Source organism: Peribacillus sp. 05N428 (assembly GCF_056397085.1).
Genome location: NZ_JBFTMS010000052.1, coordinates 1 through 19223 on the forward strand (window position 1 = coordinate 1; position 19223 = coordinate 19223).

The following is a 19223-nucleotide window of genomic DNA, read 5'->3' on the forward strand; positions in this document are numbered from 1 at the left end:
TATTCCACGCTTCCTCCAGCCCTTACCTCACGATAAGTACCTTGCGCTTCCTTAGTGGTTGGTCGATGTGTACCCCCACAGTGGACTTTCACCACCTAGATAGATGCCATGCCTGGCACACAAGAAAAAGCTGCCTTAAAGACAGCTCCAATCGATCAAAAAGAACTTATAAGTTCAAATTTCGAATCATTTCTACCCTATTACCAAATGGGTCTCTAAATTCAAATCGTTCAAAATTTGGAATTGGAACACCATCAAGTATTTGTATATTCTCTTTTGTTAATCTATTTTTCCAATATGAGATGTCTTCTACTTCGTAAGCAATATGTGCTTTAGTTTTCAACCTATCAAAATCATCTTCTGTTCCTATATGTACATCTTTATCACCGACTTTTAACCAAAATCCTCCTCGTCCTTTTAGGGATTCGGGTTTTTCGATTTCTTGTAAACCTAAAATACCACAATAGAAATTCTTAGCCTTTTCTTCAGTATCCTTTGGTATAGTTATCTGAACGTGATGTAATCCTTTAATCATTTTATCACCCCTGTGAATTCAAATTTTTCACAAAACTCTCCTTTAACTAAAGGATACTAAACTTCCAACATAAATAAAATTTTATATTATTTATAAAAATACAAAAGAATCTCTTATGGTTAATGTTTTATATTTATAGTTACATCTTCAACCTGCCCCGTTAGTACAGCTTCGATCTTCAGCTAACGCACCCTATAGTTTAAGTAAAATATTTCACAAACTTCTAACTAATAAAAAAAGACGGTGACTTACATAAGTCATCGCCCCGATATTATTAATTATTCAATGCACTAGTAGAATCCCACTCGTCAACTATATGGTCCCTAAAATGAGCTACTTTAATTGTTTATTCATTCCCCACTGGAAGTACAACAGTAAATGGTTGTAATTCCTTAGCTGGGATAAAGTTTGAAAAATTGAATTGCAAAATTGTATTTTTCAGTTTAAAGTTCATGATTTTTTCTTCTCCATTTAAATCGAATGTAGATTGGAAGTGCGCTGTCTTTTTATCGATAGTTTTCACTTTATTCATGCGAATGCTATGATTTTTAGGTGGCACTGGATTTTCAGGATCTATCCCCCCTATATATTCCTTATCTACCAACAATAATTCATATTTCAAATTATTTTCAAATAAATCAAGCTGGTGTTTACTCAATTCCTTGGAGAGCCCTGTAAATTGATAATCGATTACTAGTTTACTACCCTTTTTAGTTATATCATTTACCTGAAGGCCTAAATTGAGCCGTTTGCTTTTTAACGTAAATGATTTTTTATCCAATAGCTGTTGTACTTTTGGGTCTGCAACAGATAGCTGCGGATAAAAGGTAAGTGAAGTAGTATTTGAGTTCAGCTTGGTCATTTTTGTTCGAGCAGTACTATGATATCCATCCTCTAGTGCTGCCTCCTCTAGAGATGTTCCGTTTCCAAACCTATATACCTTGCCTTTATTATCAATTGCTTTTAGTATATAAATTTCATCATCTTTGTATTTTTCCACCGTCTCATAAATAAGCGAAGATGACGCCCTTGCGGTGAGGACCTCTTTAATACGGATTTTGACCTCATCATCCGGGTACCCTTGCTCCTGATCAATAACAAGTGTACTGTTTTTTTCTTGCTGAATTGGGATATCAAAATTCCATTCACCTTTTATCCCGTTAATATTATGAATAGTTATGGGGAGAGTAGAATTCTCCTTAAATGATTTATATGGATATTCCATTTTCCATTGGAAATTGTATCCCCCCTTGACCTTCCTAATGTCTGTCGACTTTCCATTCAACCAAGGGTCATTATCCCCTTTGTTGTGTTCAAAATTCATATCAAAGCTTACTTCCCCTTTTTCGTTATGCCCTTTTTCAACATCTTCATCTACAAATCCTGTAATTGATACCACATTGCCATCAAAATAAGCGCTGGTGAGTTTTACAGTCACTCCATTTTTAGTTAAGGATTGATATAATTCTGTAATTGCATCTTGATTCGCAAGTTCAACGCCCATTGAATCATTGAATTCTTGAAAAATCCCGCCTATTAAAGGGGTATTAGCCAATACTTTATTCATTGTAGGATTAACAAATCCAGAAGCAATGGTGATTCCAAGAAGAGCAGCTGCAGCAGATGAACCTGCAAGAACTTTCTTTTTCTTTATTTTCCTACCTTGCCCTGACATTTTTAAGCCTTTATCAATAGCGCCAAACACTTTTTCTTTTGGTACAACTATTTTTTCAATAGCACTTTTTACTTCATTGTTATCCATTACATTTGCCCTCCTCATCTTTATAGGACTTTTTTAATTCGGCTTTCCCCCTGCTTAAATAAGTTTTTACAGTCCCTTCGGGGATCTCCATGATTTCACTAATGGTTTTAATAGAATAATCATAGTAGTAAAACAAAATAATGGCGGATCTATAATTCCCTTTTAACTGTCCGATCGCATTTAATAGATCTATTGCTTCGTCATGACCTGAATGATAGGTTACCGATAAATCAGACAATAATTCGTCTGTTAGTGGCACAATATTATTTCTTCTTTTGAGAATATGACCAGCACATCGGATAATGATCCTGGTAAGCCAAGTCATAAAGTAATCTGGATGCTTTAATGAGTGAATACTCTTATAAGCTTGATATGTCGTCTCTTGAACGACATCCAATGCATCCTCTTCATTATGTACATAAAGATAAGCAGTCCGGTAGATTCGTTCATAGTGCTGCTTTATGAGTTGTTCAAAAGCTTTTTTATTGCCCCTGATTGCTTTTTTAACCCTCTTATCATTCTCAAACTCCATCTCTCTCAACTCCTTTCAACTATTAGTGGAATATATCTTTAGAAAAAGTTTCAAAAAGTTAAAGTATTTTTAGAAAAAGCATAACATGCAAATAAAAACCTAAGTTTAACAAAATAAACAGAAACCACTTTGCGGTTTCTGTTTATTTAAACTGTTGATTTTTTTTGAAAGTTTTTGAATTTGTTGAGTGTATTCTGCAACTCAAAGGTTTTGTGATTCTACAAAATTGCTTATTGAACAAACCTGCCCCGATAGTTCCATAAGAAAAAGCTGCCTTAAAGACAGCTCCGATCTTAAGCTAACATACCCGTTATTTATTTAATTTTTTGAGATTTTAAATTTCTTTTGAGAAAGAAAATAAGCTAATGTAGCAGTTAGCAATGTTACCAGTAATGGAATTGAAGTCTTGCCAAACACTACTTCTTGACTTAAATTACCCTTTATCGAAGAAAAATCGGGAATATAAGAAGCAGTAAGAATCAAACCTGATCCTATTTGAAATACCATATATATCATTACGAAACTAATCAAAAACACAAGATACTTTTTCAATATCGTTACCACCCATTACCTCATTTTACCATTATAGTTGTTTTGCCCTGATAGTTCTATAAAACTTTACTCGGAGTTGACATAAACTGTGCAACAATTTTCAAAGCTAAAAACCATCCTTTAAAAGGATGGCCTGAAAATGGACATTTATTTAAGTTTAAGACATTTTATTCAAACAGCTTATTGTGGGAAAGTAGTCTTATTCTTTATTTCTATAAGCCATTATGGACGTTTTTAGGGCAGCATAATTTCCAATCGCAGCATAACCATAAAACCAACCCATAAAGATACCTGCTACTAAGCTGTGCCTATGACTAATGAAAATTGAAATCATCAGACCAAGTGCCAGTGCTATGGAAGGTACAATTTTTTTTGAAACATTTAAAAAAACCTTAATTATTTGAGTTAGGAGCATTATAACAGGTATTGCTATCACGGCGTCCCAAAAGTTTGTATGTATTTCAGGGAAATTCCTTTAAGTAAATTCACCTCTTATAGATAGTATGGTTTGATTTTTTAGGATTTAAAACACGCCAAGCCTTCCAATTGTCACGGGTCACCAGAATTGTTGCTAAGGGGCCCCAACAACAGGTTATGAATAGAATTTGCTACATTAAAAAAATTATTCCAGAAGCGAGGCCGTTTGAGGGTAGACACAAACCCGAGAAATACATAACGATTGTGTCACAGTACGAATAAACGGTGGACACAAACAGGTAGTTTTTCACTTTAATGCGAATGTATGATAATGCTAAGAATCGTATTTTCAAAAGGCCGCCAATTGGCAGCCTTTTGAAGTTTAAACTAACTCTAAGATTTCTTTGAAATTATTCACTACAAAATCAGCTTGTTTTAATTCATCTTCTTGAGCAAAGTCAAAGTTCACACCAACTGCAATAAGTTCATTATCCTTAGATTCTATTAAAAAAAGGTCAACCAGTAAAACTGGCTAACCTTAACGTACCCATTAGTTTAAGTACACTCTTTCACAATTTATGCCGTCTTCGAACCATCACGACTTTGTACAAAATCGTTACGCACGTTACCAAGGAGAAGGCCCATAATAAGAGATAAAATAGTGCCTACAATCAAATAGCAGAATGCGATGTAATAAGATCCATTGAATAGTTGAATCAAAGCACCCATAACTGCTGGAGTGATAAATGCTGCTAGATTCGCTCCAGTATTTATCATTCCAAAAGCGCTTCCCATAATCGTAGAGGGCAACAATTTCAATGGCACGGCCAAAATGCCCATGTATGCAATCTGAAGGAAGAAAGCCGCCATGTTTTGAAAGAGGATTGTCATTGTCAGATATTCAACATTGAACATGACAAAAATACAAATGGCTGATAGTAAATTGCCAAAGATGATCAATAGTCTCTCACGGTTCACAAAGACTTTGTCAACCAGCCACCCTCCAACCAAGTAACCAATCATCCCTGCAATTGCCGGAAGGGATGAGTAGATCCCAGTATCAAGCAGATTGAGTTTACGGACATTCATGAGATAGGATGGCACCCAGCTATTCAGTCCCCAAATCGCAGTATACAACCCAAAAAGACATGCCATTATTTTCCACATAGAAGGTGATTTCAGCAGAGAAGTAATTGTGACTTTCCCTTCTTGCTGCTCGATTTCACTATGGTCGGTTTTGTCTGACCGGAGAAATAAGGTGTACAGCAGGGCGATAATCCCCCCCATAATTCCAAGGCATATATACACGTTTCTCCAACCTAATTGCGTAATAAAGTAGGCTCCCGCTATACTTGCCACGAACCCACCCAATACAATTGCGACAAGTAATACTGACTGTGCACTAGATCTTTTTTCTGGGCTCACATTCTCACTCATTAGTTTGGTAGCTGCTCCTGGAAACGCTCCTTCTCCCAATCCAAAGAAAAATCGGATAACTAAGAGAGAAGTGACCGACCAAGCCACACCCGACAAACCAGCAAACAAGGAGAACACTAGGATTGTTCCTATAATGGCATATTTGGACCCGTATCGGTCTGCTAACATACCTCCTGGTATTTGCATGAGTGTATAGCCCAGATAAAATATGCTAAGCACGATCCCAAAAGTTGCTGCATCCATATCTAATTCTTTTCCAATAGGCAAAATTGCTATGTTTATGAACATACGATCAATGGAAGAAACAAACCAACCTAAGAAGAGTAGTACAATAATCCCCTTTTGTCGTGACAGTCTTGTATTCAAACCCTCTCCCCCCTTCTTATATACTCCCAGAATAAGTTTTCATTAAAGCAGCCGCCAGAACCCAAAGCAGGTGTCTGGCTGGCTTGCTTGCTTGTTATTTTTAAAGGAAATCTTTTCTAATTAATCCCAATCTGGAAGGTGCTGAGAATAGACAAATATAGATGGAAATCGATAAAACCCGACAGCTTTTTTCTGACTCTGCTTAAACCTATTATTTATGGGCAATAGGATTAAAAATTAATTCTTCTATGGAGTCCGGACACTCCGTTAGCATCTCATATCCATTTTTTGTAACGAGAATCGTGTCCGAATGACGGAAGCCTCCTATTCCAGGGACATAAATACCGGGTTCGACCGTAAATGTCATTCCCTCTTTTAATATGGAGTTATCATCAAAACGGAAGAACGGAGCCTCATGGACAGCAAGACCGATACTATGTCCGGTGCGATGAAGGGCGTTTTCACCATATCCTGCTTCTTGAATAATTGAGCGTGCTGCAACATCTACATCATTTGCCTTTACACCAGCTTTGATTGTATCAAGCGCGGCTTTTCGTGCATTCACCATCACTTCGAACAATTCTCTTTGCTTAGCATTCGGCTCCCCAACAAAGCAAGTTCGTTCACATTCACCCTTATATCCATCAAGTGAAGTAATTCTTGTAATAATTAATCCATCCCCTAATTCTATTTTTCTCAAATTTGAAAACACATGTGGCAGAATAGTACGTTCTATTCCAGATGGACTCATTCCTCTAGAAATAAAGCTTGAGTCGGGATAAAGGTAAGAGGCTTCTTGATAACTTGCTCTGGCTGCAGCATCTTCAATTTCCAACTCAGTAATTCCTACTTCAAGAGCACGAAATGCTGCTTGTACAGAGCCTACAGCTAATGAGCAGACTTGACGCATTTTTTCTAATTCCTTCACACTTTTTATCGCTCGCATTTTAATCAACTCGGAAGTAATATCAGCCAATTCCCAGTTTTCTCTCTGGAGGATACATGCTAATTCAAATGGTAAGTAGCGAGACTCAATTCCGAGCCTTCTTTCCCCTTTTTGAGCTTGTAAACATTTTATAATCAACTCAACAGGGTTAATTTGATCTGCTTTTTCAGGATGCTCATAATACACAAATATACGATCATATTCTGCATATAATTTGGCGTGTTCTTCCTCTAATCCTGGTACAATTAGGATACATTCATCCTTAGTTACTAATGTGAAAATTGGTCGGGAATAAGTAATTATTTCAAATCCAGTCATGTAGCACTGGTTAAGTGGATCCGTCAATAATACTGCTGTAAGTTTTTCATTTTCCATAAAACCCCGTAACTTGTCTAACCGTTTGTTAAAATTCATTAGATCAACTCCTCAATTAAAAATACCCTTACAAAACAGTCCTACTTTCATAAGTTCCTCAATTCATATTCCAACAGTTTACGGAAAACGCTTTCAATTAAAAACCACCATGAGAACAATAATTAAGACCTACGTTTTGATGTATTTATGCCATCTTTGACCCAGTCTGATTGTGTACCATACCGTTACGTGCGTTCTTAATGAGAAGACTTATAATTAGAGACATAATATTGCCTGAAACCAAATAGCAGAATGAATATTCGTTCTCCCTTATTTATACTCTCAAAATATAAAAATCTTCGTTTCCCTACTCATCGACTTGCATTTTCGGAACATGTTCCTTACAAAAGCAGCTTTAGAGATATTATAAATAAAAAGAAAGAATTGTAGAAATACTTAAAAATATCTATAATGATACCCAATAAGTATTATTCAATGAACAGGAGGAGGAAGAGTGGAGCTGAGGCATATTCGATATTTCGTTGCACTTGCAGAAGAGCTTAACTTTAGTCGTGCATCCGAGCGCTTGCATATTGCCCAACCCCCGCTTAGCAGGCAAATTCAACAATTGGAAGGGGAAGTTGGCGTTCTCCTGTTTCATCGTACCAATCGCCGGGTTGAATTGACCAATGCAGGAAAAGCTTTTCTGGAAAAGGCTTATCAAATGCTTGATCTGGTTGAGGATGCATTTGATACAGCACGAATGACGGCTAGGGCAGAACACGGGAAGTTGGTAATTGCGTTCACCGGGACTGGAGAAAATATTCTTCCCATCGTGCAGAAGTATCGGGCAAAGTATCCTTCCGTCAACTTGAATCTACAGCAAATGGGTACTACCGCCCAAATTCATGCATTACATGGGAAACAGATTGATGTCGGGCTTCTCACCCCACCTGTTAATAGCGAACAGCTAATCGTAAAAAATTATATGCATCTTCCTTTAAAAGCCATGCTACCAGAAAAACATCCCTTGGCCATGAAAGGGGGCCCCATTTCCATAGCAGACTTGGCAGACGAATCATTTGTTATTACCCCTAGGGTGATTGGACCGGGCTTTTACGATGTGATTACAAAAACCTGTCTTCAAGCCGGGTTTTCTCCTAATATCACGGTTGAGACCCATGACCTCCAAACGGTAATGTCTCTCGTATCCCTTGGGATGGGCGTCTCACTTACAGCTGGAAATATACAAACTACTGGAGTTGTCTTTAAGGAACTGGCGGATACGACAGTTACGCTGGATATTGCAGTAGCATACCGCCGTGATGAGAAATCAGAGGTGTTTCATTCGTTTCTGGATATGTTTTTCGATTATTATTCCATTTAATATGATGAGAGCCGCCTATCATTTACGTGTCAATTTTCTTGTTGAACTAACCTGCCCAGATAGTTCATTAAGGGGTAGCGTCAGGAAAGTGTCGGGGTTACAACGTTAAGGAAATCACAATACATAAAGCCTAAATTACCGGTGTTATAATTGTGATTTAGGCTTTGGTTACTTCATTAAAGCACCTGTGCGTTGAAGATCATTTATAGCTTTAGAATAAAGATTGATTGAAAAAAGTTACCTTTACCCTAGATTTAATATCCTTACAAAAGACTCCATACTGAAAAAAGATTGATTAAAAGGGAGTGACTTTATAGAGTTATTAAAAAGAAAAAATGAAAAGTTGGGAAATGTTTTCAAATTCGTTTGACGACTATCTGATTTTTAATATTATTTTCCCTTTCGCCCTTCCTGACTCCGCATATTCCATCGCTTTTTGAGCATCTTCAAAAGGAAAAACTCTATCAATTATAGTTTTAATTTTACGAGTCTCAATAAAGTTTGCGATTATACGTAATTGCTCTCCACTCGGCTTCATAAACAAAAACGTATATTGAACATTATGCTTTTTTTCAAGCGCAGTAAGTTTATTACTTGCTGCAGAAAACAACATAGTTTTAAAAAATCCGGAACCATATTCTTTACCAAAACGAGCATTCGGTAATCCCGAAACGGAAACAATTTTACCTCCGTTTTTTATCACTTCGAATGATTTTTCAAGTATCTCACCCCCAAGTGTATCAAATACGGCATCATAGTTTTTCAGTATCTCTTCAAATTTTTCTGTCTTGTAATTAATAATTTCATCTGCACCAAGAGATTTTACTAAATTCGCACCAGCTTCACTGGCAGTCGTTGCAACAGTGGCACCCATTAATTTGGCCAGTTGAATAGCAAAGGTACCGACACCGCCAGCCCCAGCTTGAATTAAAATCTTTTGTCCCTTTTGTAATTGCAAAATGTCAGTTAGGGCTTGATAGGAGGTTAACCCAACCAGTGGAATCGATGCTGCTTCTTCAAAGCTTAAATTTTTAGGTTTTAAAGCGATGTCATCTTCATGAATAGCGATATATTCAGCAAAAGTACCGATTTTACTCTTACGTGGACGTGCATATATTTCGTCACCAACTTTAAAACGAGTCACTTTTTTGCCAACCCTTGCAACGACACCAGAAAAGTCATTTCCTAAGATAAGAGGCATTTTATATTTAACTAACAATTTCACTTTCCCATCGCGTATCTTAAAATCAACAGGATTAATACTAGCTGCATGAATTTCTGCGAGTACCTCATATTCACCAATTTCAGGTGTGGGCATTTCTACCAAATGCATTGGAACTTTCCCATACCTATCAATAACCATTGCTCTCATACCTATACCTCCAACTTATGTGTGTTTATATTCCATCATTTCAATAAAAGTTCTGCATGAACTTATCAATATCCAACACAAGCGTTCTTAATAAACCCAATTCTGTACGTACATTAATATAATAAAAGTTTTTTGTCCCTTCTTTACGCATTAAAATAACACCGGCATCCCGTAAAACCTTAAGATGATGGGACACAGCAGGTCGAGAAAGATGTGTTTGTTTAGTGATTTCACCCACACGTAATCCTGTTTGACAATCCGTCCCCATTAGAACTAACAAGATCGATTGACGTGTTTCATCACCAATTGCCAATAGTACTTTTTGACAATTAATAAAATCCTCTTTGATAATATTTAGTTGGTCCTGTTTATTCATTCAGTAAAATACCTCCAGTAATCAGTTTAATGGTTTAAGTTGATGAACCATATCACCTAACAGAACAATATACTATTGTTCTGTTAGGTGCAATATTGAGAAAGCAAATCGAGACGAATACATCTTAGAGGGGAATTACGTTAACTTTTAATGTTTTGGAACTAACCTGCCCCTTTTGTGCCATAAGAAAAAGGCTGCCTTAGCAACCTTTTGTTATACTCTCGACCTTTCAGTTGAAGAATCGTTGATTAAAACTTCCTGTTTAATAATTATTTCATTTCAAGAAGTAAATCATCTTTTGATAATTACATATTTTTTGTCCTGCTCCGTTCGGTTCTTGAAACAAGACTTAAAACAACAAATGCAAGTGAAGCAATGACCGATTTGGTCTGCTAATTTGTATATTAATTAACCCTTTTTTAATAGTCCTTTGACTGACCTTTCTTTTGTTTGGATAGGGCAGATAGAATGGATTGTTCGCCCACCCCTTGATTTCTCAAAAATTTCTTGGTCAGACTTAACTTATGAACAATTTTGTAAACGATCATCGCTGAAACGATACTGATGATGGCTCCGACTAGAACATCTGCTGGATAATGGACACCTACCCAAATTCGCGAAATGCCTACAAGAACAGCCAAAATTCCCCATAAAAACCCCCAACCCCTTTTGAACAACCAGAAGGTTATGCAAAATGAAAAAAATATGATTGTATGGTCGCTTGGAAATGAATTATTGACTGCTTTTTCAACTAACTTATTAACGTTGGGCAACTCAGCAAACGGTTGATAATTCGAGTGGAATTGCCCTGCTATTTTCGCCAATATTTCCGAGATAACTAATGCAATAAATGCACAGATTACCATGATTCTATTTTTATTACTTCGAGAAAACAAAAACATCAGGACTGCCAATACTAAGAAAAAAATCATGTATTCAGCGATGAATACAAAGAAAGGATTTAAATCCGTGTATTGTTTACCTAGATTATTAATCATTCTAAACAAATTACTATTCATTTCGGACAAAGCCATTGAAAAATTCCTCCTGATTGTATTATCACTTAAACCTTCAATATGCTACATTATGTAAATAAGATGAACTTCAATCAAACCTATATTTTACATCTTTCAGACAGAAAGTCCATCATCAACGTGGCGGTCTTAATCCTCCATTTATATTAAACTATCTCACTCACACCTTAAACTATCTTGATGGCAATATTTAGAATATGGGCTCATGTTGAGTGCGGCGAACAGATGGGTAACTGAATTTGAAATGAAGTAACCGGATTGGCAAGGGAAATGGATCAATTTGTGCCTATGTTTATTATGACGGAAGTTGACATCGTCCTTTTGATATTTATAACAAGGGCTGAACCTTTTGGATTTTTAAAATTACCAGGAGCTATATAGCTCCTTTTTTGTTTTGTAAAAAAAGCCGCCAATTGGCAGCCTTTTATAGAACGAACGCACCCGTTAGCTTAAGTACATTTATTCACAAAATTCTTTCATTTCGCTATTTAAAGCATCCTAATCTTCTTTTTTAAAAGATAAAGTTACTCTAGCCAGTCTTTCCGAATTTGGAAAGAGGTAAATTTGTTGATTGAATCTTATCCCTAATGGTCCAATTATTCGGTAAATCAGATAAACAATCTAAGTCTACTCCATTTTTTAAATGGTTCTTTATACGAATAACCATTAAGTTATCGATAACTTCAAATTTAGGTTTCTGGGGGGGGGGGGATATTGTTAATTTTACAAATTCTCTTTACTACTTGTTTAAAAATATTTGAATTTTCAATATTTTTCCCCAAAAAAACATGCCTTAATTTTTAACTTTTCTACCTATTTGTATAAATTTTTCAGAGGTAACTAATTATTATGTCGTTTGTTAACTTCAATTGTAATGAACTCCGGCAAATAGCTGGGAGTACATCCTTTTGCTACTATTTCATCTTTGTAAAGACCCGTTTTCTCACCAAGTTTAATACAACGTGCACGATTCTTTTCATCATAAACGCCTATCCAGCCTGCGGTGAAATTCATAGCCCATTGAACTTCCGGTTCTTCCTGCGTAATATTAGCTTCTAATGCAGATAGCAAGTATGCGGTGTTATCAGGCGGTGTTTGTCCAGTCCATCTCAATCGCCCTTGATAATACCAGAAAGCTCGCCTTTGAAGAGCAGAAGGACTATTTTCCCATGACTCCATCAATGCAATTTTCTTCTTGTCTTTGGTGAGCTGATTAGCCATTAACCAATCCATTAAGTTATTTCGCTCATCAAAAGTGTGAGTCTGCATATCCTTATCAAGCTTATTTAGCACATCTTGTGAAAGAAGTTTTTTGTCCATAATTAAGATTGCTAATAGTCTGGGCAAAAACTCTTCGGTTGACCAAAGTTCCATAGCTAGTTCGTGATCTTTTTTAATGTCCTTCGCGATTTTTCGTAAGTCGCCTAGCTTAGTTTTACTATTGATCTGAGGTAGAATGTTTTCTGCTTTTGAAAAGCATTTTATTTCTGTACCTTTATTTTCATTCATTTTATACAACTCCTTTATTAAAGCACTGTTTCATAATATGTCCTTGACGGGATATATCAAGAACTTAATTTCGTTATAAGTCTTATTGCAGTGGTGTGCTTCCAAAGTTAATATTTTATTAAAGCTTTCTCCACCTATAATAGAAGAGCAACCATCTTTAATAAAATAATAACATTCACTTCCTTTTAATTGGATACGAAAAGAGCATTCCTTTTTAAAGAAATGCACCCGTTAGCACGAAAAGAGGTGACCAAAGGACATCCTCCTTCCCATTATAATGGAATCTCAAATTGTTCCTTTCGCTTCTTCTCCAAACTTACGATAAAGGAACGCATCAGTTTCATGGAAAACTGAAAGACCGGGCTTTGAATAAAGGTATATGCAAACGTCATAATAAACACTGGACCTCCAAGGATGAATCCGATAATCAAGATGAGGCTCTCGACAACGATTCTTGCCCAACTGACCGATAACCCGGTTTTTTCCGAAACGGAAAGCATGAAACCATCCCTGGGACCTGCCCCAATTCCCGCAGCCACATATATTCCTCCGCCAATTCCGGTTATGATGATACCCGTCAACAATATGAGTATATTCAACCACCAATGCTCCGTTTCATGAGGAAGAATGTTGAGATGCAAAAAGAAATCCATGATTGGGCCGATTGACAAGGCATTTAGAAAGGTACCAATATTAATATACTTCCTATCCACGACAAAGACGATCAACACAAGTACTAAACCACACATGACACTCCACGTCCCAATTGTGAAACCGAACCACTCGAACAGGGCGACGTTTAAAACCTCCCAAGGATGCAGCCCCAAGGATTGAACATTCACCGCAATCGCATTCCCTAATCCAAAGAAAGTTAATCCAAGAAAAAAAATAAAATACCGTAATAGCCGCAATGCCATCTCTTCACCTCTACACCTTTCATATCCATCTACTATAGATGAAGCAGGTTAAATGAACAAGATGTTCTATCCTAATCAAAAGTTGTTACCAAATGATTAACAGTGAAGTACATAAAGACGTTCCTAAGGAAGGTAGGTTATTGCAGAACTGCCGGAGAAGTTAATATAATATTCCATTCCCTGGATAGGAGGGTTACAAAAAACAATTATTAACCATGGCCCAAGTCGAAAAACGATTAAACACGAAAAAGCTGCCTTAAAGACAGCTCCGATCGCACCCGTTAGTTTAAGTACAATATTTCACAAAGTTCACATTAAGTAGGCTCATTTTTCTTAAATCACTAAATAGTGCCTTCAATCCAAATAGGCGAGGCACTAATAGTAATTACCTAATTACTGTTCTAAGTAACGATTAAGGCATGATTTTGTTATCCATCTGTTTTTTACTAGTTAATCAAAATAAAATCTAATTCACTTCAGTTCACGGTTCTTCTTATTTATATATATAATATTTATCCGCTAAGGGACGAATATAAACTAAAAATCCGAAACAATACGCTGAAGACTAAACCTTATATATATCTTCTTCGTTTGGTAGAGAAGAAATCGCTCCTACCTTCGTACACACGACGGCACCCACTTTATTTGCAAAAAGAATGATCTCTTTAAGTTTACTAAAATCACTAAGAATTGTGTCATAGGACTCAAGATTTGCAAATTGAAATAAAGCAGCACCGACAAATGCATCACCAGCACCAGTTGAGTCAATTGAGTTTACTTCGACACTGTTTATTACACTCATTCCACTTCCATTTGAAAGAAGAGTGCCTTCCCATCCAAGGGTAACAGCCACTATTTTTGCCCCTAAATGATGGAGCATTGCTATACCCTCATATTTATCCATTTTTCCCGTGATTAGTTCAAGCTCTACTTCGCTTACTTTTACAAAGTCAGCCATTGATATACCCTTTCTGGCTAAACTAATAAATTCAGCCACTCTATTTTTCCATAAATCATCTCGGAAGTTAGGGTCAAACGAAAGAAATATCCCCCTATTTTGTGCAAATTCCATTGCCTTTAAATAAGTTGTTTTAAAAGGGTTTTCCAGAAATGCAGTTGCAGATCCAAAGTGAATGATCTTTGCACCACTTAATCTATCTAGGTATAAGTTATCCTCTGTTAAATTTCGATCCGCTCCTCTATTGAATACAAAATCCCTTTCACCATTTGCTTGTAAAGAAACAAATGCTAAAGTAGTTGGTGCCAAATCATCAGTAACAATCATCGATGTATCAACCCCCACCTCTTTTATCGTTTCTATTAAAAATAATCCAAATGGGTCATTTCCTACTTTTCCAATAAGACTCGCTTCCCCACCTAGCTTTGAAATAGCAGCTGCGACATTCGCTGGTGCGCCCCCGGCTTTCTTTAGAAAATGATTACCTTCCATTAAATTAACATCAATATCTGTACAATAAAAATCGATCAAAAGCTCCCCAACGCATATGACTGCGCGGTTTGTTTTATTCATTTACATTACACTCTCCATTCTTGTGATATAGGTAAAATTAAAGGCTATCGATCATTTTCGACAGCCTTCATAAACTCTTACTATCAACCCATCTTTAATAGGATTGAAATTTAGTCTTTATCTTTTCCATATACTCTTTAAAGGGTATATTTTCAAAGACTTTAGCGTAACTTCTCCACCCTTGCTATAAATTTGTAATCCTTTACTTGATGGATCCGGGAAAATTTGATCAGAAATAACCGTTTCACCTTTGTTTCCGAACACTTCTACAGCAGATCGGTCAATGAAAATATGCATTTTCACAGTCCCATTTAATGCATGTAACGGTCCTTCATGCTTACCGACTACATTGTTCCCATAATCAAAGCTTCCTGAATTTGAACGGTCTACGAATAATTGTTTGGTGGCAACATCATAGCCAATAGTCGTATATTCAGTTGCACCTTTACGAACTTGAAAGCCGAATTCAGTTGCTTTTATATCATCTACATCAAACTCAGCTATCATTTCAAATGTATCTTCTGATAGTTTGGATAGGAGATTACTTTCACCAGATATGACTTTATTTTTATATGAAATTTTTTCACTCTTATCTCGAATGGTTTTTAAAGAAACTGGTGTTTGTTTTAAACGTAAACCTTCATCTGTCTGAGTTAGCTCCATCTTTCTTGGCAATGTCGTTGAACTTCTCCAAGTCGAAGTTGGTGTATGATTTGCATACAGCCAATTACTCATCCAGCCAATCCAATATTTTTCGCCATTCTTACCATCAATTCCGCTCCAATCTACTGCGGCATAATAATCTGCCCCGTAGTCAGTCCATAACACTTGATCGGAAGAATTTTCATTTTTAAACGTTTTCCCGTCAAAGGTACCTACAAAATATTGCATACCTGACCCGCCTGCAGGAGCGCCATCATTAATGCTTACCTGTAGTACCCATTTTGTTTTTGAAGGGTCACCATCAATTGGTAATTCGATTAGAGTAGGACATTCCCAAATCCCTCCGTTACTACCATGAGTAGAAGGTATCCACTCTCCAGAAACAGCAGACCAGTCTGTAAGGATGCCGCTTTCTTTCGAATCGCCTTTCTCAGGCTCTTTGGCAACTTGGTCTACTTCATTTGGCATGGCCCCTTCATTATAAACATTAACATCATCCATGTTTATATGACCCCAACCACCTGTAGCATGGTCTACAGCTTTAATATATAACACTTCTCCAATGTATTTAGAAGCATCCCAGACGTATTTTTGATATTTTTCTTCTTTAAATTTGGTATTGGCTTGTCGAATTAATTCTTGATCATCAGAGGCTCTCACTAACGAAACATAGCGGTTGTTGATATCATTACCACCGCCCAACAGAAAGTTGATTTCTCCAGAGCCACCTAGTTTAAAATATGAGGAGTGCAGTTCACCTGTTGCGTCATCTCCCTTTTGAAGATCAGTAAACCCCCATAGGTGGTAGTTTCCTTGGTGGCCGAAATCCCCTCCCCAGTAAGATGGTACATTTGTCACATGATCTTTTGTGAAAGCATTACCTTCGATTGTACTCCACCCAGTTAGATCACCTGTCTCAAAATCATGATTAGTAACTTCCTTCTCATTTGTCATGATGTTCTTACCAACTTGAACATCTTGGAATAACGTGGATGAATTCCAAACATTTAAGCCAAAATGTCCTGACGAAAAAGTTGAATCATTTACATCATGAATGAGATTACCATCTAAAAAAATTTTAATATTTTTTCCATGAGTGCTTGCTTTTAAATGGTACCTTTTATCTGTATCTAGATTTATTGTTTTTTCAGCTAGAATGGATATGTCTCCATTTTCAATTTTCATGATTTTTATTGTATCGTTTAAAGCATCGATATTCGCCATATAACCGTTTGTTGCATGAGGATCTGCACGAAAAACGAGCGAGCCGGCTCCATTGCCACCTTTTTCCCCAGATATCTCAATGTTTGCTTCATAAAAAAAGTTATCCCCTGTTTGACCACTCATTACAAAAGCATCCTCCGTAGAGGCTCCACTTTTTCCGTCCATCGTGTTCTCCCAGCTTCCATTTACATTTGTCCATTTTGATAAATTGGTTTCAAAGTTAGATGTATTCTTGAACTCCACATTTCGAAAGGCAGCCGTTGAATTCCACGCTGACAATCCATAGTATCCATAATCGAATTCTATATCTGTTTTTTTTATAACGGATTGATCGTTTACAGAGACTTGAATTTGATCCCCATCTGTTTCCACCTTCACATGGTAGGTAGTTGAAGTTTTGAGGGTAAAAGGTTTTCTCGCAATTTCCTCGTTTGTTCCATCTACATTCTTACTTAATGTTATGACATCGTTTTTGGCATCTAAGCTCGCAACATAGCCGTTCTTTGCACGCCTGTCTGACCGAAAAACTAAACCGCCTGCCCCTTCTCTCCCATTCTTCTCATTAAGGGTAATATCTCCCTCATAGCTAAATGATTCACCTGTCTGGGATGACATGGTATAAGAAGTTCTGTCTAGGCTATTTGCTTGTATTCCACCATCTTCGCCGAATTCACTTGCATACTCCCACTCTTTTAAATTAGGTGAGGTATAAAACATAATCTTATCCTTAGCCGCTAACGACATAACCCATTGGTTTGATTCTTCATGCCAAAATACTTTAGGATCGCGCCAATCTTGTATAGGAGGGTCTGGCATTACGGGATTCCCTTTATACTTTTCCCAAGTTCTTCCTTTATCTAGGCTATACGCTATACTTTGGACTTGCTTATCCCCTGCATGCGTAAAGATGGCAACCATTGCTTCTTTTCCAAAGCCAGCTGTATTGTTCCAATCAATAACAGCACTCCCCGAGAAAATCTGACCGTTTTCATCCGGCGATAAAGCAATCGGCAAATGCTCCCAATTAACAAGATCTTTACTGACAGCATGCCCCCAATGCATCGGTCCCCATGTCGTTCCATACGGATGATATTGATAAAACAAATGATATTCACCTTTATAAAAAACCATACCATTCGGGTCATTCATCCAGTTAGCTTCAGGAGAAAAATGAAATTGATTACGGTATGGTTCATTATAATACCCAGGGTCTTCTGCATATGCACGATTAAATGGTAAACAAGTGACAGTTGAACATATTAGTAGAATACTAATGATCCTCTTCACTTTTATTTCACATCCCTTTTTTAAAATCTAAAATGACATATGATCGTTATGCTGGACTATTTCCGCGCAATCGATCTAATAAAACGGCTGCTACAATAACTCCACCTTTTACAACTAACTGCCAATAATAGTTGACATCCATTAGAGTTAACCCATTACTGATTACCCCCATAATTAAAACCCCAATAATTGTTCCTATTATTTTCCCTTTTCCACCTGTTAAACTTGTTCCTCCTAGAATAACAGCAGCAATTGCGTCTAACTCATACATTTGACCAGCAGTTGGCTGTCCAGAAAACAACCTTCCCGCTAAAACGACTCCTCCTAAACCAGCTAGTAAACCACTAATCGAATACACATTGATTAAAGACTTTTCAACCTTAATTCCAGTTAACCGAGCTGCCTCTTCATTGCCACCAATCGCATAAATATGACGACCGAACATCGTATATTTAAGAACGAAAAACATCACAACATATACTAAAGACATGATATAAATAGGAGTGGGGATTCCGAAAATACTTCCACCACCGATGAATTTAAATGTTTCGTTTTGTAAAACAATTGGATAACCGCCACTAATGACATAAGCGAGTCCACGAACATATGTGAAGCTGCCTAGTGTAACAATAAATGCTGGTAACTTTGCTTTGGCTGTAAGAAACCCATTAATCAGTCCTACTGCATACCCTACTAGTACGCCTGATAACATCGCAATTATAGGGTTAACTCCTGCAGAAGAGACCATGACTGAGATAACGCCAGATAGAGCAACTGTTGCACCAACTGATAAATCAATACCACCAGTTAAAATAACGATTGTCATCCCAGCAGCTAAAATAGCAATAATGGAAACTTGTTTTAATACATTCAATAAATTGGCTGTATCTAAAAAATTTGGTGCTGTAAATGAAAGTACTACACACAATAATAATAAAATCATGATCATGCCAAGCCTATTCCATAAAGAATAAAGGACATTTCCTATATTTAGGCGTTGTGAATGTGTAATAGTTTGCGTA

General features: G+C 36.9%; 16 protein-coding genes and 2 pseudogenes. 1 reads left to right on the forward strand and 17 read right to left on the reverse strand.

The annotated features are described in order from the left end of the window. Window positions 1-166: 166 nt before the first annotated feature. The 8 genes and pseudogenes from AC1DIV_RS26480 to AC1DIV_RS26515 all read right to left on the reverse strand — a co-directional run bounded on the left by AC1DIV_RS26480 (window position 167) and on the right by AC1DIV_RS26515 (window position 6961). Window positions 167-535 carry a VOC family protein gene (locus AC1DIV_RS26480; protein WP_340877725.1) on the reverse strand — a complete coding sequence of 123 codons (369 nt, stop codon included), beginning with the start codon at window positions 533-535 and terminating at the stop codon, window positions 167-169. A 346-nt stretch (window positions 536-881) separates the two neighbouring features. Then, complete coding sequence (locus tag AC1DIV_RS26485; protein ID WP_340877726.1) at window positions 882-2297, reverse strand: DUF4179 domain-containing protein; 1416 nt, start codon at window positions 2295-2297, stop codon at window positions 882-884. Continuing rightward, on the reverse strand, window positions 2290-2829 hold the full coding sequence (locus AC1DIV_RS26490; protein WP_340877727.1) for a sigma-70 family RNA polymerase sigma factor: 540 nt from the start codon (window positions 2827-2829) through the stop codon (window positions 2290-2292). The genes AC1DIV_RS26485 and AC1DIV_RS26490 overlap by 8 nt, the downstream gene beginning before the upstream one ends. 318 nt (window positions 2830-3147) lie before the next feature. Then, window positions 3148-3381 (reverse strand): hypothetical protein, encoded by a 234-nt coding sequence (locus AC1DIV_RS26495; protein WP_340877728.1) that lies wholly within the window; start codon window positions 3379-3381, stop codon window positions 3148-3150. Between the two features lie 199 nt (window positions 3382-3580). After that, the gene (locus AC1DIV_RS26500; RefSeq protein WP_340878596.1) at window positions 3581-3796 is read right to left on the reverse strand and encodes a hypothetical protein; all 216 of its coding nucleotides are present in this window, start codon (window positions 3794-3796) and stop codon (window positions 3581-3583) included. 384 nt (window positions 3797-4180) lie between these two features. After that, window positions 4181-4297 (reverse strand): annotated as a pseudogene (locus AC1DIV_RS26505) (5'-nucleosidase); the annotation flags it as partial. A gap of 77 nt (window positions 4298-4374) precedes the next feature. Continuing rightward, on the reverse strand, window positions 4375-5601 hold the full coding sequence (locus AC1DIV_RS26510; RefSeq protein ID WP_340877730.1) for an MFS transporter: 1227 nt from the start codon (window positions 5599-5601) through the stop codon (window positions 4375-4377). A gap of 211 nt (window positions 5602-5812) precedes the next feature. After that, complete coding sequence (locus tag AC1DIV_RS26515) at window positions 5813-6961, reverse strand: M24 family metallopeptidase (protein WP_323599071.1); 1149 nt, start codon at window positions 6959-6961, stop codon at window positions 5813-5815. Window positions 6962-7415: 454 nt separating this feature from the next. On the opposite strand from AC1DIV_RS26515, the gene AC1DIV_RS26520 reads away from it, so the two are divergent. After that, the gene (locus tag AC1DIV_RS26520; RefSeq protein WP_249596639.1) at window positions 7416-8288 is read left to right on the forward strand and encodes a LysR substrate-binding domain-containing protein; all 873 of its coding nucleotides are present in this window, start codon (window positions 7416-7418) and stop codon (window positions 8286-8288) included. Window positions 8289-8661: 373 nt separating this feature from the next. On the opposite strand, the gene AC1DIV_RS26525 is transcribed toward AC1DIV_RS26520, so the two are convergent. The 9 genes and pseudogenes from AC1DIV_RS26525 to AC1DIV_RS26565 form a co-directional block, all read right to left on the reverse strand. Then, window positions 8662-9660 (reverse strand): NADP-dependent oxidoreductase, encoded by a 999-nt coding sequence (locus tag AC1DIV_RS26525; protein WP_477577743.1) that lies wholly within the window; start codon window positions 9658-9660, stop codon window positions 8662-8664. Window positions 9661-9700: 40 nt separating this feature from the next. After that, window positions 9701-10036: an ArsR/SmtB family transcription factor gene (locus AC1DIV_RS26530; protein WP_137020278.1), complete on the reverse strand. Its 336-nt coding sequence runs from the start codon at window positions 10034-10036 to the stop codon at window positions 9701-9703. A 419-nt stretch (window positions 10037-10455) separates the two neighbouring features. After that, on the reverse strand, window positions 10456-11070 hold the full coding sequence (locus tag AC1DIV_RS26535) for an undecaprenyl-diphosphatase (RefSeq protein ID WP_340877734.1): 615 nt from the start codon (window positions 11068-11070) through the stop codon (window positions 10456-10458). Between the two features lie 840 nt (window positions 11071-11910). Beyond that, window positions 11911-12579, reverse strand: a complete 669-nt coding sequence (locus tag AC1DIV_RS26540; protein WP_340877735.1) for a DNA alkylation repair protein — start codon at window positions 12577-12579, stop codon at window positions 11911-11913. Between the two features lie 272 nt (window positions 12580-12851). Beyond that, the gene (locus AC1DIV_RS26545) at window positions 12852-13496 is read right to left on the reverse strand and encodes a YczE/YyaS/YitT family protein (RefSeq protein ID WP_048687904.1); all 645 of its coding nucleotides are present in this window, start codon (window positions 13494-13496) and stop codon (window positions 12852-12854) included. Window positions 13497-14061: 565 nt separating this feature from the next. Beyond that, a complete protein-coding gene (locus tag AC1DIV_RS26550) occupies window positions 14062-15027 on the reverse strand; it encodes a carbohydrate kinase family protein (protein ID WP_340877736.1) in 966 nt (321 codons plus the stop codon). Between the two features lie 117 nt (window positions 15028-15144). Beyond that, window positions 15145-17079, reverse strand: coding sequence for a glycoside hydrolase family 32 protein (locus AC1DIV_RS26555; protein ID WP_445670172.1), 1935 nt, complete (start codon window positions 17077-17079; stop codon window positions 15145-15147). A 78-nt stretch (window positions 17080-17157) separates the two neighbouring features. Further along, window positions 17158-18192: pseudogene (locus tag AC1DIV_RS26560) on the reverse strand (glycoside hydrolase family 32 protein); the annotation flags it as partial. Window positions 18193-18247: 55 nt separating this feature from the next. Continuing rightward, window positions 18248-19150: an ABC transporter permease gene (locus tag AC1DIV_RS26565; RefSeq protein WP_225988884.1), complete on the reverse strand. Its 903-nt coding sequence runs from the start codon at window positions 19148-19150 to the stop codon at window positions 18248-18250. Between the last annotated feature and the right edge of the window lie 73 nt (window positions 19151-19223).

Bases quoted from the DNA above. Each gene is read 5' to 3' on its own strand.
- AC1DIV_RS26480 (WP_340877725.1), bottom strand. From the start codon at position 535: ATGATTAAAGGATTACATCACGTTCAGATAACTATACCAAAGGATACT.
- AC1DIV_RS26485 (WP_340877726.1), bottom strand. From the start codon at position 2,297: ATGGATAACAATGAAGTAAAAAGTGCTATTGAAAAAATAGTTGTACCA.
- AC1DIV_RS26490 (WP_340877727.1), bottom strand. From the start codon at position 2,829: ATGGAGTTTGAGAATGATAAGAGGGTTAAAAAAGCAATCAGGGGCAAT.
- AC1DIV_RS26500 (WP_340878596.1), bottom strand. From the start codon at position 3,796: ATGCTCCTAACTCAAATAATTAAGGTTTTTTTAAATGTTTCAAAAAAA.
- AC1DIV_RS26515 (WP_323599071.1), bottom strand. From the start codon at position 6,961: ATGAATTTTAACAAACGGTTAGACAAGTTACGGGGTTTTATGGAAAAT.
- AC1DIV_RS26525 (WP_477577743.1), bottom strand. From the start codon at position 9,660: ATGAGAGCAATGGTTATTGATAGGTATGGGAAAGTTCCAATGCATTTG.
- AC1DIV_RS26530 (WP_137020278.1), bottom strand. From the start codon at position 10,036: ATGAATAAACAGGACCAACTAAATATTATCAAAGAGGATTTTATTAAT.
- AC1DIV_RS26535 (WP_340877734.1), bottom strand. From the start codon at position 11,070: ATGGCTTTGTCCGAAATGAATAGTAATTTGTTTAGAATGATTAATAAT.
- AC1DIV_RS26540 (WP_340877735.1), bottom strand. From the start codon at position 12,579: ATGAATGAAAATAAAGGTACAGAAATAAAATGCTTTTCAAAAGCAGAA.
- AC1DIV_RS26545 (WP_048687904.1), bottom strand. From the start codon at position 13,496: ATGGCATTGCGGCTATTACGGTATTTTATTTTTTTTCTTGGATTAACT.
- AC1DIV_RS26550 (WP_340877736.1), bottom strand. From the start codon at position 15,027: ATGAATAAAACAAACCGCGCAGTCATATGCGTTGGGGAGCTTTTGATC.
- AC1DIV_RS26555 (WP_445670172.1), bottom strand. From the start codon at position 17,079: ATGGACGGAAAAAGTGGAGCCTCTACGGAGGATGCTTTTGTAATGAGT.
- AC1DIV_RS26565 (WP_225988884.1), bottom strand. From the start codon at position 19,150: ATGATCATGATTTTATTATTATTGTGTGTAGTACTTTCATTTACAGCA.